Origin of the sequence: Erwinia sp. INIA01 (genome assembly GCF_025947915.1) — a bacterium.
Classification (GTDB): Bacteria; Pseudomonadota; Gammaproteobacteria; order Enterobacterales; family Enterobacteriaceae; genus Erwinia; species Erwinia coffeiphila.
Genome location: NZ_JAPDNC010000008.1, coordinates 288404 through 303508 on the forward strand (window position 1 = coordinate 288404; position 15105 = coordinate 303508).

General features: G+C 55.6%; 15 protein-coding genes. 10 read left to right on the top strand and 5 right to left on the bottom strand.

All coding sequences use genetic code 11. The annotated features are described in order from the left end of the window. Positions 1-6: 6 nt before the first annotated feature. Positions 7-381 carry a hypothetical protein gene (locus OMR58_RS16070; RefSeq protein ID WP_200563191.1) on the bottom strand — a complete coding sequence of 125 codons (375 nt, stop codon included), beginning with the start codon at positions 379-381 and terminating at the stop codon, positions 7-9. Continuing rightward, entirely contained in the window at positions 381-842 is a 462-nt protein-coding gene (locus OMR58_RS16075; protein ID WP_264546394.1) for a helix-turn-helix domain-containing protein, read from the bottom strand. Before OMR58_RS16075 ends, OMR58_RS16070 begins: the two co-directional genes overlap by 1 nt. A 326-nt stretch (positions 843-1168) precedes the next feature. Between OMR58_RS16075 and OMR58_RS16080 the strand changes: the two genes are divergently transcribed. Continuing rightward, positions 1169-1804, top strand: a complete 636-nt coding sequence (locus OMR58_RS16080; RefSeq protein ID WP_264546395.1) for a hypothetical protein — start codon at positions 1169-1171, stop codon at positions 1802-1804. A gap of 42 nt (positions 1805-1846) precedes the next feature. Here the strand turns inward: OMR58_RS16080 and OMR58_RS16085 are convergent, their stop codons facing one another. Next, complete coding sequence (locus OMR58_RS16085) at positions 1847-2539, bottom strand: aspartate/glutamate racemase family protein (RefSeq protein ID WP_200563195.1); 693 nt, start codon at positions 2537-2539, stop codon at positions 1847-1849. Between the two features lie 127 nt (positions 2540-2666). On the opposite strand from OMR58_RS16085, the gene OMR58_RS16090 reads away from it, so the two are divergent. After that, positions 2667-3524 (top strand): LysR family transcriptional regulator, encoded by an 858-nt coding sequence (locus OMR58_RS16090; protein ID WP_264546396.1) that lies wholly within the window; start codon positions 2667-2669, stop codon positions 3522-3524. A 159-nt stretch (positions 3525-3683) separates the two neighbouring features. Then, on the top strand, positions 3684-4553 hold the full coding sequence (locus tag OMR58_RS16095; RefSeq protein WP_200563197.1) for an arginase family protein: 870 nt from the start codon (positions 3684-3686) through the stop codon (positions 4551-4553). Positions 4554-4673: 120 nt separating this feature from the next. Here the strand turns inward: OMR58_RS16095 and OMR58_RS16100 are convergent, their stop codons facing one another. Together OMR58_RS16100 and OMR58_RS16105 are read right to left on the bottom strand one after the other, a co-directional pair. After that, positions 4674-5246, bottom strand: coding sequence for a TetR/AcrR family transcriptional regulator (locus OMR58_RS16100; protein WP_200563199.1), 573 nt, complete (start codon positions 5244-5246; stop codon positions 4674-4676). Positions 5247-5391: 145 nt separating this feature from the next. After that, the gene (locus OMR58_RS16105) at positions 5392-5874 is read right to left on the bottom strand and encodes an Lrp/AsnC family transcriptional regulator (protein WP_200563201.1); all 483 of its coding nucleotides are present in this window, start codon (positions 5872-5874) and stop codon (positions 5392-5394) included. A 119-nt stretch (positions 5875-5993) separates the two neighbouring features. Between OMR58_RS16105 and OMR58_RS16110 the strand changes: the two genes are divergently transcribed. From OMR58_RS16110 to OMR58_RS16140, 7 genes are all read left to right on the top strand, one after another. Continuing rightward, a complete protein-coding gene (locus OMR58_RS16110) occupies positions 5994-7184 on the top strand; it encodes a diaminopropionate ammonia-lyase (protein WP_200563203.1) in 1191 nt (396 codons plus the stop codon). Beyond that, positions 7181-8401, top strand: coding sequence for a M20 family metallo-hydrolase (locus tag OMR58_RS16115; protein ID WP_264546397.1), 1221 nt, complete (start codon positions 7181-7183; stop codon positions 8399-8401). The genes OMR58_RS16110 and OMR58_RS16115 overlap by 4 nt, the downstream gene beginning before the upstream one ends. A 32-nt stretch (positions 8402-8433) precedes the next feature. After that, positions 8434-9594: a M24 family metallopeptidase gene (locus OMR58_RS16120; RefSeq protein ID WP_264546398.1), complete on the top strand. Its 1161-nt coding sequence runs from the start codon at positions 8434-8436 to the stop codon at positions 9592-9594. A gap of 30 nt (positions 9595-9624) precedes the next feature. Next, on the top strand, positions 9625-10458 hold the full coding sequence (locus OMR58_RS16125; RefSeq protein WP_200563210.1) for a transporter substrate-binding domain-containing protein: 834 nt from the start codon (positions 9625-9627) through the stop codon (positions 10456-10458). A 66-nt stretch (positions 10459-10524) separates the two neighbouring features. Next, entirely contained in the window at positions 10525-12033 is a 1509-nt protein-coding gene (locus OMR58_RS16130) for an amino acid ABC transporter permease/ATP-binding protein (protein ID WP_105595740.1), read from the top strand. 62 nt (positions 12034-12095) lie between these two features. Beyond that, on the top strand, positions 12096-12911 hold the full coding sequence (locus tag OMR58_RS16135) for an urea carboxylase-associated family protein (protein WP_264546399.1): 816 nt from the start codon (positions 12096-12098) through the stop codon (positions 12909-12911). Positions 12912-13143: 232 nt separating this feature from the next. Next, positions 13144-14862: an ABC transporter ATP-binding protein gene (locus OMR58_RS16140; protein WP_200563214.1), complete on the top strand. Its 1719-nt coding sequence runs from the start codon at positions 13144-13146 to the stop codon at positions 14860-14862. The last annotated feature ends 243 nt before the right edge of the window (positions 14863-15105 follow it).

Genomic DNA, 15105 nt, shown 5'->3' on the forward strand with positions numbered 1-15105 from the left:
AGATTATCACAGCATCGACTGGTAATTTTCCATTGCCTTGATGGTCATGGGGAGTCCCTGACGGAGTAATGCTGTCAGATACTCTTCCACGTTAACAGGCGGTTTCCTCATACTCATTCGCTGTTCTGCAACTGCCTGCAGCGCCAGCGCGTGGTTTAAGTCGAACAGATCTGAAATAAACTCATCCGGATGGAGCGATTCAATGTCGAATTCAACCATCCGTGAAGCCGGGAAGTCCTTCAGATTGAGCGTTACAATCACCTCTGCATTGCACCGTACTGCGGCAGCAACAACATGGCGATCGTCAGGATCGGGCAGGTTGATGCTCCCAATCAGATTTTCATAGCCTGTAACCATCGCATCGGGGATTGCCTGATTCATCAGTAAAGTCCAATTTCCTGACTGAGGTCGGACAGTTCCTGCATAGCCTTTTGGCTATTGGTGTCGCGTTGATCTTTAAACTTCATCAGATCTGCAAACAGTACGCGGCGATGTCGACCTGTTTTGTGGAAAGGTAACGCGCCATCTTCCAGCAGTTTCACCAGGTGTGGGCGCGAAACGTTCAGAATATTGGCTGCTTCCTGCGTCGTTAACTCAGCGTGCACTGGCACAATCTGCACGGCATTACCTGCTGCCAGCTCACCAAGAATCGTCATCAGCAGCGTCAGTGCAGAAGTGGGTAACTCAATCTGGTGAGTATTATTATCAGCGTCCTGAATGGCAATTTTTTGCGTTTCCAGCCTGGTATATAGATAGGTTGCAAGCGCTCTTTGTCCACGGATTGCCACCTCAATTTCCTCAGGCGCTGGGAGGCTCAAGCTTTTAATAATTGAGTTTGTCATGATTATCTCATTGAATAGTAGCGTTTTTTGTCCAGGTTGTTGTGCGATACCCGCAGGGAGTATTCTCTAAACCAGATTATACGAAATAAACGAAAGTGACAATAAGCGAAATATTCGAAAATTGATAGCCCTGCTTATCTACTGCCCGGCTGCGCACGGGTACGCTCCGAATGACGATGTAGAATGGCTTACGATGGCCGTTTTATTCAGCATCTCGATAGTTCACAGCAGAATGCTTTGTCTGAAAAGCCATGGATCGGCTGATTTCGCCCTTTGTAAATGCTAAGGTGCTCGGCTGTTATGGCGATTTTGAGATGAAGGGCTGAATGATGGAAGTGTTAAGCTCCAGCGATCCACTTTACACCTTATTCATGCACCCGAAATCAAAGCTGATCGTCAGCCGGTTCCGCAGCCTGGCCGGTGAAAAGAAGATGAGCGAGTGGCAGGTTTTTAACGTGCTGCTGGCGGGCTTTCTGAACTGCTGGGCCGTTAAATCTGACAACTTCAGCATTCATATCGACTTTGCCAAATCGAATAACTTCGATTTCCTGTTTGATAAGATCAATGTGACGGTGACGATTGAAGGCATGTCGGGGGAGAGTAATCTGGTGGGCCCGGACTTCTCGTTGCCGCAGTACGATTCCCCCTATGAATTTTGCCGCCTGGTGAATAAAAAAGAGTACGACTCGCGCACCACCTATCTGGGCATGCACGGCAAGTCATATCATAAAGCCAACTTCCAGAGTCTGCCGCAGCCGGACGGGCACTCCGTTCTGACCTGGGAAGGCACGGTGATGGTGTATGACAAAGCCTTTTTCCATCCGAAAAACTACGCTACAACGCTGGGTTTTTTACAGGACGATCTGCATCGCACCGTCTCCGAGGCGTTAGTCAAAAGGTTCACCCAGTTCTCGGCACTGTATGATTATCTCTTCCGCCCGCTGCGCACCCGGGAAGCGTAATATCAATCCTCCGCTATGCATCACCGATCGAACCGGATTGGCTTAATTCAGCAGTGCGGTGAACAACGCATCAATATGAATCTCCACCGTGTCCAGGCCCCGTACCGGCAGTGCTTCCTCACCAAATAGAAGAGGCAGCTCGGTACAGCCTAAAATCACCGCTTCAATACCGTCTTCCTGCCGCATTCTTTCAATCACCGCGATGAACTGCTGGCGGGTTTGCGGATTAATGATGCCTTTCTCAAGCTCGTAGTGGATACGGTCGGCGATAAAATCGATTTCAGTTCGGGAAGGAATCACGACGGTAATCCCTTTATCGATCAGCGGTTGTTTGAAAAAATCTGCCTCCATCGTAAAGCGCGTGCCCAGCAGCCCCACGTTTTTCAGCCCCTGCGCGACGACCGCGTCGCGGGTAGAGGCAATAATACTCACCAGCGGCATTGCCGATCTGGCCTGTAGCGCCTCAAAGACGATATGTGGCGTATTGCCGGTCAGGGCGACGATCTCTGCGCCAGCGGCCACAAGGTTTTCAACCGCCTTTGCCAGATAATCGGTTAGCCCGGCGAAGTCGCTACGGCCGCACATCTCCAGCACCTGATAAACGTTGATGCTCTCAATGGTTAAGTTGGGAAAAAAGTCACCGCCGATCCGGCGGTTAGCTTCATAAACAAACTTACGGTAATAAAGCAGGGTCGATTCCGGGCCCGTGCCGCCAATGAATCCCAGTTTTTTCATCTCATCCTCGCTGTGGCCGCGGCGTTAAGCCGCAGCGCCATAATCTGCGTCATTTTCCCGACGTTAAGGGATAGGAACTTTCATCACAATTGAATAAAGTTGTAGCTATAATTCAATTTTGGAGAAAATGATGGATATCGCCGACTTTCGCACCATTATCGCTCTGGTAGAGAGCGGCAGCATCACGGCGGCGGCCAGCCTGCTCTGCCGCGTCCCTTCCGCCATTACCGCCCGGCTGCAGAATATAGAAAGCCAGCTGGGCACCACCCTGTTTGTCCGGGCGAACAGGCGCTTTATCCCCACCGCAGAAGCCAGAACGCTCTATGAGCATGCGCTACAAATTATGCAGCTGGTGGCTACCGCCGAGCAGCAGGTCGCCCAGCCCGTACCGGGCGGCAGATTCCGACTGGGTGCGTTGGACAGCATGGCCGCAACCCGGCTCCCCGCACCGCTTGCCGCTTTGTATCGGCTTCATCGGGATATTGCGATTGAGCTGGAAACCGGGACCAGCCGCGATCTCTGTGATGCGGTGTTAGAGCACCGGCTGGATGCCGCTTTTGTTGCCGATGCCCGCGCCGATGACCGGCTTGAACGGATGGCGGTGTTTGAGGAAAAGCTGGTGATCATCACGGCCAGCGGCTTTCCGCCGGTGACGTCGGCGGAGGATCTACAGGGGGAAACACTGCTGGTTTTCCGCGACGGGTGCTCCTATCGCGATCGCCTGACGGCCTGGTTCAGCCAGCATCAGCTTCGCCCGCATAGGCTGGCAGAAATGTCCTCCTATCACGCTATTCTCGGCGGGGTGAGCGCCGGAATGGGCATTGGCGTGGTGCCCGAGCCGCTGCTCAGCACCTTTCCTGCCCCGATGCCCGTCGAGGTTCATCCTTTTGACAGCAGCGGTAGCCGCATTGTGACGGAGCTGGTGTGGCGAAAAGAGGGGCTGACGGCCAATACCCGTGCGTTGATCGAGATACTGTCAGCGTAGTCGATTCCGCTTCCCACAATCCCGATTTGCCAAAAATGTAGACAGCGGTGATCAAGTAATATAGTGTTGAATGAACGTTCATTCATTATCTACCGATCGCACTATAACCCCCGTCCTGCGGGTGTCGGTAAGCAGATCGATTTTAAACAGGAAAGCAGAATGAAGACTCAGACCGGCCTCCTTCGCATGGTTCTGCCGCAGTGGCAGGGGGGCAATAACCCTGTCTACGAATTAGGTGCCGAGCTGCTGGCGTGGCTGGTGCCTTCTTCATCGGCACCAACGGTGCAGATCCCGCTGGTACGTGAGCCTGGCCCGTTGCGTAACGAGCAGGGAGTGATGGGGCGGCATCAGCTGCTTGGCCAGCTCGACGCGGCATGGGCAGCAATTCATTCCCACAGGCCGGGGAAAATTGTCATGCTCGGCGGGGATTGCCTGGTAGATTTAGCGCCATTTGCGTGGCTGAGCGAGGTCTATGGCGATAAATTTGGCATCCTGTGGATCGATTCGCATCCGGACGTGATGACGCCCGCGCAGTTTGAACATGCCCATGCGCACGTGCTGGGTTCGCTAATGGGTGAAGGGGATGCGGACTTCTCACGCACGGTAAACGTGCCGGTCGCGGGCCAGCGGATTATGATTGCCGGGCTGCACGGCGAGTCTGACTACGAGCGGGGCTTTATTGCGAAGCACGGTATTCATACCTGTTCTCCTGAGGCGATTCAGGCGGGTGCTGCTGAAATATTTAGCTGGATTGAAAAAGAAAATATTGAATTTCTCGCCGTTCATTTTGATCTTGATATTCTGAATCCACAGACATTCCGGTCGCTCTATTTTTCCCGCCCGGATGCAGATGCACATGCCTTTGATGGCATCGCACAGGGTAAGCTGGAATTAGATGAGGTTCTGTCTTTAATAACGGCGGTGGATAATAAAACGACGCTTGTCGGTCTGGGTATTGCGGAACATCTCCCCTGGGATGTCTGGAATCTTAAACGTACGTTATCCAGAATGCCGCTGCTGAAGGAATAAGCGTCCGCATCACGTGATGCGATTTTTTACGTCGAATCCAGCTCAATGAAAATGCTGTTCACCAGCCTCAACAGCGAGTGAATTCACCGATTCTCCCGCTTTCTATCTATGCCGCTGCAGTCAGCTGACGATTTTAAGCATCAGTTTATTAAAGGAAGGGAGGTCTTTCTCCAGCGAGAAGTCGGGGTGCATGGCTTTTCTGCCAATCAGGCCATCAATAAAAGCAAAGAGAATAATGGTCGTTTCTTCGATATCAAGATCGGCGGCAAACTCGCCAGCATCAATACCTCTCTGGATGATCTTTGCGATCCCGCTGCGCATGATGCGATCGCTGGAGATAAAGGTTTCCCGCAGTGCAGGGTTGCGGGCCGACTCCGCAATGATCTCAACCCACAGATTGTGGGTAACGGGATAGCCAACATCGGATATGCAGTGCTGAACGAGGTCCACAAGGCGGATAAAATGCGCACCCTCGTAGGTTCGATCCTGGATCGCCAGCGCCGTTTTTTGCTCTTCCAGCACGATGGCGGCGATCAGCTCGTCTTTGCCTTTAAAGTAGGTATACATGGAGCCCTGGCTGATGCCCGCGCGGATTGAGATCTCTCTTACGCTGGTGGCGCTGAAGCCTTTTTCGGCGAAACATGCCGCCGCTGCGGTCAGCAATTTATGATACGTTTCCGACTCGTTAGACATATCTGGTTCTGAATCTCCCTGGATGATGGGCTGACTTTAACGTTGTTCACCCCGGCAGTCTATGCGTATTGCCTCGCAGAAGCGGGCAGGTCGCGCCTTCCGGACGCGACTTTATCGGCTGTAAAATACGTTATTCTTATTATCGTTATAAAGCGCTTAAATATAAATCCTGAGAAGATTTAACCCTTTCCATGGCGACGTAGGTTCTGAAACGGCGAACGTTGCCACCTTCAAAGAATAATTCTCGGGTGAGCCGCTCATATTCCTGCATGTCTTTAACTGCCAGAATTAAAACGAAATCAATATCGCCGGTTACATAATAACAGTGCTGAATCTGCGGGCACTTCATAAACCGTTCGCGAATTTCATCAAGTTCTTTTACCGCCTCATTCTCAACGGAGACATTAACAATAATCGTGTTATTTATTCCCAGCAGGTCCGGGGATAATATGCTTTTGTTATGGATAACGTAGCCGTTTGTTTTTAGCCGCTGTAATCGTTTAGCAACTGCCGGTAATGACAGGTTAATTTTCTCGGCAATTTCCCTCACTGGCGTGCTGTTATCATATTGAATTATATTGAGTATTTTTCTGTCGAATTCGTCTATTGATTTTAGCGATTTAGCCATCACCGTACCCTCAATTTGGCGGGGGAGAAAATTTCTCTTTTTTTGTCATTATTACGACAGCACTTATCTTATCGGGGATCATATATTCTCTCGGTCACTTTGACAGCAAGGATAGAGAGATGCAACTTCATATAAATGCTTCTGACCAACTGCTGAGTTCCCACGATGCACCGGAATGCGATCCTTTTGGAACTGAACATATTGCCGAAATAAATAACCGGCTTCGCTGTTTCGAATATGCGGAAACGCCTCTTTATCGACTTAACGATCTGGCGCGTTCACTAGGTATTGCGGATCTTTATATTAAAGATGAAGGGCAGCGTTCCTCATTGCGCAGTTTCAAAACGCTGGGCGGCGCACATGCGGCGATCCGCCTGGTGCTGGACGTGGCGGAAAAAGCGCTGGGCCGAACAGTGACCGCAGCGGAAACAGACAGCCCGGAAGTCCGTGACGTGGCCCGGCAGATAACCATTACCTGCGCAACGGATGGCAACCACGGTCGTGCCGTTGCGGCGGCGGCCACGCGGCTCGGATGCCGTTCGGTGATTTATATCCATAAAGGCGTCAGCGAAAGCCGCGCGCAGGCGATAGCCGCGCAGGGTGCGGAGGTAATCCGCGTAGAGGGCAGCTACGACGACTCGGTGGCGTTTACCACCCGCAGCGCCGCAGAAAACGGCTGGTACGTAGTCTCTGACACCTCATGGCCCGGCTACGAAACCATTCCCACCTGGGTGATGCAGGGCTATTTGCCGATGGCGGATGAGCTGATGCAGCAGATTGCCACAGCGGGGAAATCGGCAACCCACGTTTTCCTGCAGGCGGGCGTGGGCGGGTTTGCCGCTGCGGTCGCCGCCCATATCCGCAGCCGCACCGGCGAGCGGCCACCAAAATTTATCGTGGTTGAACCCGAACGCGCGGCCTGCCTGTTTCACAGCAGCATCAGTAACCGTAGCGTCCGGGTTGATGAAAGCGATCCGACCGTGATGGGCATGCTCGAGTGCTACGAGCCGTCGCTGCTGGCGTGGAAAATCCTCGAAAAAACCGCCACTGCGTTTATCACCGTGGCCGACGAGTGCGGTCTGCACGCGATGGCACGCCTGGCCACGCCGCTGGGCAACGATCCGGCCATCCAGGGCGGCGAAAGCGGCGCTGCCGGTCTGGCCGGTCTGCACGCCTGCGCCGGTTCAGCCAGAGCGCGCGAACTGCTGGGCCTGGATCAGAACTCCGTGGTGCTGCTGATCAATACCGAGGGCGCGACGGATGAAACGCTGTATGCCTCGCTGCTGGAACAGGGAAGGGCGCGGCTATGACACCTGAAATCAACGGCGATCGTCTGCTGGCACGGCTGGAAGCGCTGGCCGCCATCGGCAGGAACCGCAGCGGCGAACTGACCCGCCTGGCGCTGAGTGATGAAGATACCCGTGCCAGAGCACAGGTAATGCAGTGGCTGGAGGAAGCGGGAGCCCGGGTGTGGATCGATCGTATTGGCAATATTCACGGTGCCTGCTCCGGCGAAAACGTGCAGCCAGCGGTTTGCACCGGGTCGCATATCGACACGGTGATTAATGCCGGGGAGCTGGATGGCAGCTACGGCGTGCTGGCCGGTATTGAGCTGCTGCAAACGCTTCACGAACAGGGGCTGAAACCCGCCACATCGATCGAAGTGATCGTCTTCAGCAACGAAGAGGGCGTCAGGTTTACCCCGGACCTGCTGGGTTCACGGGTGATGGTCAAAGACGTCAGCCTCAGCGAGGCGCTGGCCGTGGAGTCACGGACCGGGGAACAGTTTGGCAGCGAGCTGAAGCGCAGCGGCAGCACCGGCGATGTGGACCCCTGGCAGCATCTGCCGGGCAGCTTTGTGGAGTTGCATATCGAACAGGGGCCGCTGCTGGAGGCCACAAACAACCAGATCGGCATCGTTGAAGGGGTTCAGGGGCATTCGTGGTGGCAGGTTGAGGTGCAGGGACAGGCTAACCACGCCGGTACTACGCCGATGCATCTGCGGCGGGATGCCGGACAGGCAGCCATGCGTCTGGCGCAAAACCTGTCAGAGTACGCCACGCGGCAGAGTGTTCCCGCCGTGGCGACTGTCGGCACGTTGAGCCTGATGCCCGGCGCCATCAATGTTGTCCCAGGGCTGGCTCGTTTTACCGTCGATTTTCGCGATGCCAGCGCCGATGTACTGCGGCAGGCCGATATCCGCCTGCATCAGGAAGCCCGCCAGCTTGAGGACAACGGCTTTCGGGTGGATCTACGCAGCATCTCCCGCGCGGAGCCGGTGTTTTTCTCCGCCGACATCGTGGCGGCGATCGGTAATGCGGCGAGCGCAAGAACCTCGCGCACGCTGCGGATGATTTCCGGTGCGAGCCACGACGCACAAATGATATCGAGGATCTGCCCGACCGCGATGATTTTTGTCCCCAGCGTGGGCGGCATCAGTCATCACCCGGCAGAAGCCACCAACGCAGCCGACCTGATAATGGGCGCGCAGATCCTTGCCGACGTTGTCTGGGCGCTTGCCAATTAATTCTTCATTCAGACCGTTACCAGGAGTTCACTATGGAACTGGCCTTTCCAGCTCAGGAATTTGAAGCACGTTTGACCCGGGTGCAGGCAGAAATGCGTGAACATCAGCTTGATGCTTTGCTGGTCACTTCGCCGCCAAACTTCCGCTACTTCAGCGGTTTTGACAGCCAGTTCTGGGAAAGCCCGACCCGGCCATGGTTTTTCCTCATCCCCGCCGAGGGACTCTGTACCGCGATTGTTCCCGAAATCGGTGCGCCGCTGCTGAAGGGCAGCTGGATTGGCGACACGCTGAGCTGGCCGGCACCGTGCCCGGCGGATGACGGCGTGACGCTGCTGGCCGGTGCGCTGGAACGGCTGCCGAAGCGTTTTGGCCGCATCGGCATGGAGTTTGGCCGCGAATCCGCCGTACGCATGCCGCTGAACGATCTGTTCCTGCTGAAAGAACGGCTGACCGGTTTTGAACTGGTCGACGGCTCGCCCTGCATCTGGAATATCCGCGCCGTGAAGTCAGCGGCGGAAGTGGGGTATATCCATCAGTCCTGCACCGTGGTTTGCGACGCCTTCGATAAGCTGCCCAGCTATTCCCGCTGTGGCCTGAGCGAGCGCGAAATCGGCCAGCGGCTGACCGCCGATATCATCCTGGGCGGTGCGCACTCGGTGCCCTTTATAGCGGCGGCATCGGGCTGGGGCGGCTACGAACAGATTATCTCACGCCCGTCGGGCCGCACCCTGAACGACGGCGACATTCTGATTATTGACGTGGGGGCGACGGTCAACGGCTACTTCTGCGACTTCGACCGCAACTTTGGTTTTGGTCAGGTCCCGGATGCGGCGCTCAGGGCAAACGAAGCGTTGTGGGATGCCACCGATGCGGCGATCAAGCTGGCCGTGCCGGGCACCACCACCACCGATCTCTGGCGCTGCATGAGCGGCGTGCTGGAGAAGGCGGGTGCGCAGGGTTACAACGTGGGCCGCCTGGGTCACGGTCTGGGATTACAGCTGACCGAACCACCATCGCATATGCCGGGTGATAACACCGTTCTTCAAGAAGGCATGGTGATTACCATCGAGCCGGGTATGGAATATGCGCCGGGAAAAATGCTGGTTCATGAAGAAAATATTCATATCACCGCGTCCGGCCCGCAGATTCTGACCCGACGCGCGCCGCGTGAATTGATTGTTATCGGTCGTTAATTCTTTTTCTGACACATCAGGGGGTTCACCATGGCTCGTAAATATAAAATCACCACCGTTAAAGCGCTGCTGGCAATCACGCTTACCGGCCTGTTGGGCAGTGCGCAGGCGGCCGTAAACACCAAACAGGAAGGGGTGCTGAGCATCGGTTCCGACTTAACCTGGGCACCCTATGATTACCTGGTCGATGGCGAGGCTGCGGGTTTTGATGCGGATTTAATGAAGCAGATGGCGGCCTCGCTCGGCCTGAAAACCAGGACCGAAGATACGCGTTTTGCCAGCCTGATCCTTGGCCTTACCGGGCATCACTACGATGTGATCGCTTCGGCGCTGTATATCACCCCGGAGCGCGCGAAGCAGATTAACTACATTCCCTACCTGAAAACCGGCGGATCGTTAATGACGCTGAAAGGCAGCGAGTTTATGCCGCAAACGCAGAAAGACCTGTGCGGTAAGAAAGTCGCTTCGCTGAAGGGCGCGGCCTGGGTGCCGGCGCTGCATAAGCTCTCTGCCGGATACTGCGCGGAGAATAAGCTCGGGTCTATTACCGTGCAGGAATATCCATCTTCACCGCTGGCGGCTCAGGCACTGCTTTCGCGCGCGGCCGACGTACAGTTTGACGATGCCGCCGTCTCGCAGATGATGGTCGATCAAACCAAAGGACGTCTGCAAATCACGTCAAAAGAGATTCTGGAGCCGGTGATTATCGGTCTTGGCGTAGCGAAGGGTAACGACTCGCTGCTGAATGCCCTCACCTCGGCGCTGGAAGAGCAGAAGAAGAACGGCAACTATCAGGCGCTGCTGAAGAAATACAACCTCCAGGAACCGTCGGCGGAAGAGATTGCCGCCGCGTACAAAGGTTAACCCCCACCCAGCCCGGAGCCATGCACGGTGCATGGCTCCCAACTATTTTCTTGCGGAGAATGGGAAATGACCTTTGACTGGAACTATCTGCTGGGCCTGTTTGTGGACAAATCTTTCTGGCAGGCGACCGGAACCGTGGTTGAACTCAGCCTTTATGCCTGGGTGCTCGGCATTGTGTTTGGCTTTTTTCTGGCGCTGGCAAAGCAGTCAAAAAATCCATTCCTCAGCTACTTTGCCCGTGGCTACATCTGGTTTTTCCGCAGCCTGCCGCTGCTGGTCCTGCTGATTTTTGTCTACAACCTGCCGCAGTTTTTCGCCTCCACCAGTGCATTTTTGGGCAACCCGTTTATCGCCGGTCTGGTGGCTCTGGTGCTCAGTGAATCGGCATATATTGCCGAGATCCATCGCGGCGGGCTGCTGTCGATCCCGAAAGGCCAGCTGGAAGCCGGTAAGGCGCTCGGCATCCGTTACCCCGGCGTGCAGCGGTTAATCGTGGTGCCGCAGGCTTTTCGCGTGGCGCTGCCCACGCTGATTAACGAATACATCTCGATTGTGAAGCTGACTTCGCTGGTGTCGGTGATCTCTCTGGCGGAGATCCTGCTGGTGGGCGAACAGCTTTACACGCAGAACTTCCTGATCCTCGAAACGCTGACGGCGGTGGCATTTTACTATGTGCTGGTGGTGACGGTGTTTGGCCTGCTGCTGCAACAAATGGAAAAGCGCCTCGATATCGCCAGAAGAACGCCCGGCATGACCAGTGATTTTAATGTTCCCCCGGCACAGGTCGCCACCCGGCGCAGGCTGAATATTCAGCCTGAGGGGGAGTTTGCGCTGGAGCTGAAGCGCGGGCAGAAGTTCTACGGTGAAAATGAGGTGATCAAAAACGTCAGCCTGAAGGTGAAATGGGGCGAGGTGATTTCGATAATCGGCCCCTCCGGTTCGGGCAAGACGACGCTGATCCGCTGCCTGAACGGGCTGGAAACGCTGAATAACGGTGCCGTGTGGCTGCAAAACAAGCCGTTCCTGATCGGCTCCTGGTCCGGTGAAAAATATGATGAAAAGAATCATCTCGGCCGCATCGTCCACGTTGGCATGGTCTTCCAGGGCTTCAATTTATTCTCACACCTGACGGTGCTGGAAAACGTCATGCTGGCACCGCTTTATCACCGGCACGACACCCGCATCGCCATCCGCCTGCTGAGCCTGGCGATGCTGCAAAAAGTGGGGCTCGCTGAACACGCCAATAAATACCCGCATCAGCTCTCCGGCGGTCAGCAGCAGCGCGTGGCGATTGCCCGTGCGCTGGCCATGCAGCCTTCGGTGATGCTGTTCGACGAGCCGACCTCCGCGCTGGACCCTGAACTGGTGGGCGAAGTGCTGAAGGTGATTGAGGAGCTGGCGAAGGAGGGCATGACGATGGTGATCGTGACCCATGAGATGAACTTTGCCTTCAGCGTATCGGACCGGATTATCTACATGGAGAAGGGCGAAGTGATACACGACGCCACGCCAGCGGAATTAAAACAGGACAGCCAGCCAGAAAGGCTACAGCGGTTTATTGGCAGGGTGGGCTAACGCCTGCAACCCGCTACCGCATTCATCCACAGAACCATCGTCAGTTGTAAAAGGAGTGTTCTATGCCGTCATATCCCGCCGCTTATCAAAGCACCACCGGTTCGGCGTTAGATGTCGATCGCGATTTTTATCAGGCGCTGGCCGACGGTGAACGCCGGTTAATCCGTCAGGAGCTTGTGCCGATCCGCAGCGGATTTGCCTGGGAGGTTCCCGCCGGGCATCTGTTTCGTATCACTATCCCGGAAGGCCCGCAGGTTGGCGATCTGAATATCTGGAATCGCGATAACCCCCGTGAGCGGATGTGGGTTGCGCGCACGCGCCAGCTACAGCGCGCGCACCTTTCCACCTTCGATCGGCTGTGGTCAAACCTGCCGTTTCTGCGGCCGATAGCCACCATTACCGCAGACAGCCTGGCGGATTACGGCATCGACGAACACGGCGGGCGGGTGCACGATCTGCTGGGCACCCGCTGCGATCCCTACGTCAATAAAATGCTGACCGGGGAAGATTGTGATGTTCACTGCCACTCCAACCTGACGCGCGCGGTGCAGCCCTGGGGATTAAGTGAGTTTGACGTCCACGACGTGATGAACGTATTCCAGTGCACCGGGCTGAACGATGAGGATAAGTATTTTATGAAGGCCTGCCCGGCAAAGCGCGGCGACTACCTGGAATTCTTTGCCGAGATCGATCTGCTCTGCGCTATCTCCACCTGCCCGGGTGGCGATCTGTCGCTGGCGATGTGGGGGGACGAGGCGCAGGATACGCTGTCGGTCTGCCGTCCGCTGGGCATTGAGATCTATCAGCCCGATGCATCGCTGCTCAAAAACTGGCAGCCGCCGGTGTCGCCGGACTATCGCGGCAATCATGGCATCTGACCAACGATCACTGACGTACCTGCTATTACGCTGAATGCTTCCGCCAGATGCTGATTAAATAACGCTGAGATTATTCCCGGTTAATTTTCCGGGAATAGCTGCAAATTAATCCCTACGTTGTTTGTGGCGTAATTAAAACGACTTGATATTCCCGCACAATGTTATAATCCCGCCGAAAATTACCGCGCCCGCCGTCCGGCATTAAAAAATTATAGTTAATATTGAGGGAGTTATGCTTAGGCGTTTTTTTAGTTATTACGTACCTTACAAGAAGCTTTTTCTGCTCGATTTTGGCTGTGCCATTCTTGCCGGGCTGCTGGAGCTTTCCTTCCCGATGGCGGTTCGCGCCTTTATTGACAAGCTGCTGCCTGCCCAGGACTGGGTGATGATTATTGTTGCCTCGGTGGCGCTGCTGGCGATCTACCTGATTAATACCGGGCTGATGGCGGTGGTGAACTACTGGGGACACGCGCTGGGCGTCGGGATTGAAACCGATATGCGCCAGCAGGCGTTTCAGCATTTGCAGAAGCTGTCGCTGGGCTATTACGACAACGTGAAAACCGGCCACATTATTACCCACGTCACCAAAGATCTGGAAGAAGTGGGGGAAATCGCCCACCACGGCCCGGAAGATCTGTTTATTGCGGTAATGACCTTTATTGGTGCCTTTATTCTGATGGCGACGGTGCATATGCCGCTGGCGCTGATGACCATTATTATCGTGCCGTCGATGACCTGGCTGGTCAGCCGACACGGCAGCCAGATGACCAATACCTGGCGCAAGCTGTTTGGTCAGATCGGTGATTTCAACGCCCGCATCGAAGAGAGCATCGGCGGCGTGCGCGTGGTGAAGGCGTTTGCCAACGAGCATCAGGAAGAGAAGCTGTTTGCCCGCGATAACGTGAACTACAAAACCACCAAGCTGCAGGCCTACCGCATTATGACCGCCAGTATGACGCTGAGTTATCTCAGCACCCGTCTGGTTCAGCTGGTGATTATGGTGGCGGGCACGTGGTACGTGCTGAAGGGTGAGCTGAGCTACGGCGGGTTTATCGGTTTCCTGCTGCTGGTGGAGGTGTTCTTCCGTCCGGTGCAGAAGATTTCGTCGGTGATGGAGAGCTATCCGAAGGGGATTGCCGGTTTCCGCCGTTTCACCCAGCTGCTGGATACCGCGCCGGATATTACCGATAAGCCGGATGCACGCGTGGTCAGCTCGCTGAAGGGCGATATCGAGTTCGATAACGTTACCTTTGGCTACAGCGCTGGTTCGACGGTGCTGAAGGATTTGAATCTGACTATCCGCGCCGGTGAAACGGTGGCGTTTGTCGGGCCGAGCGGAGCGGGTAAAACCACGCTGTGCTCGCTGCTGCCGCGTTTTTACGACGTGCAGGAGGGGGCGATCCGGGTCGACGGTCTGGATATTCGCGATATGACTCAGCAGTCGCTGCGCGGTCAGATCGGGATTGTGCAGCAGGACGTGTTCCTGTTTGGCGGTTCGATTCGTGAGAATATCGCCTATGGTCGTCTGCACGCGACGGAAGAGGAGATCTGGCAGGCGGCGACCCGCGCGCGTCTGGCGGATTTGATCAACAGTTTGCCGGACGGTCTGGATACGATTGTAGGCGAGCGCGGCGTGAAGCTTTCCGGTGGTCAGAAGCAGCGTATTTCGATTGCCCGCGTGTTCCTGAAGAATCCACCGATTCTGATTCTGGATGAGGCGACGTCGGCGCTGGATACGGCGACGGAGCAGGCGATTCAGCAGTCGCTGTCCGAGCTGTCGGTGGGGCGTACGTCGCTGATTATTGCCCACCGTTTGACGACGATTCAGAATGCCGATCGGATTATTGTGGTGGACGATAGTGGGATTGTGGAGCAGGGCAGTCATAAGCAGCTGCTGGAGCGTCGCGGGCGTTATGCGCATTTGTATGATGCGCAGCTGACAAGGGCGTAGTTTTTTAGCGGTTTGGAGGTGGTGCAGCTACCTCCAGTTTTATCTGATGCTTGCTGTGACTGCTGTGACTGCTGTGACTGCTGTGACTGCTGTGACTGCTGTGACTGCGCGGACGGGTCGCGGCTACGGCTGGCGGTCCTCGCGCCGCTTCGCGGTACCCTCACTTCGTTCGTCAGCCTGTCGGACCGGCTCAGACGGCACATCCGTGTGCCGACCGAGCCTTGCGCCCGCGTCCTGCGGGCT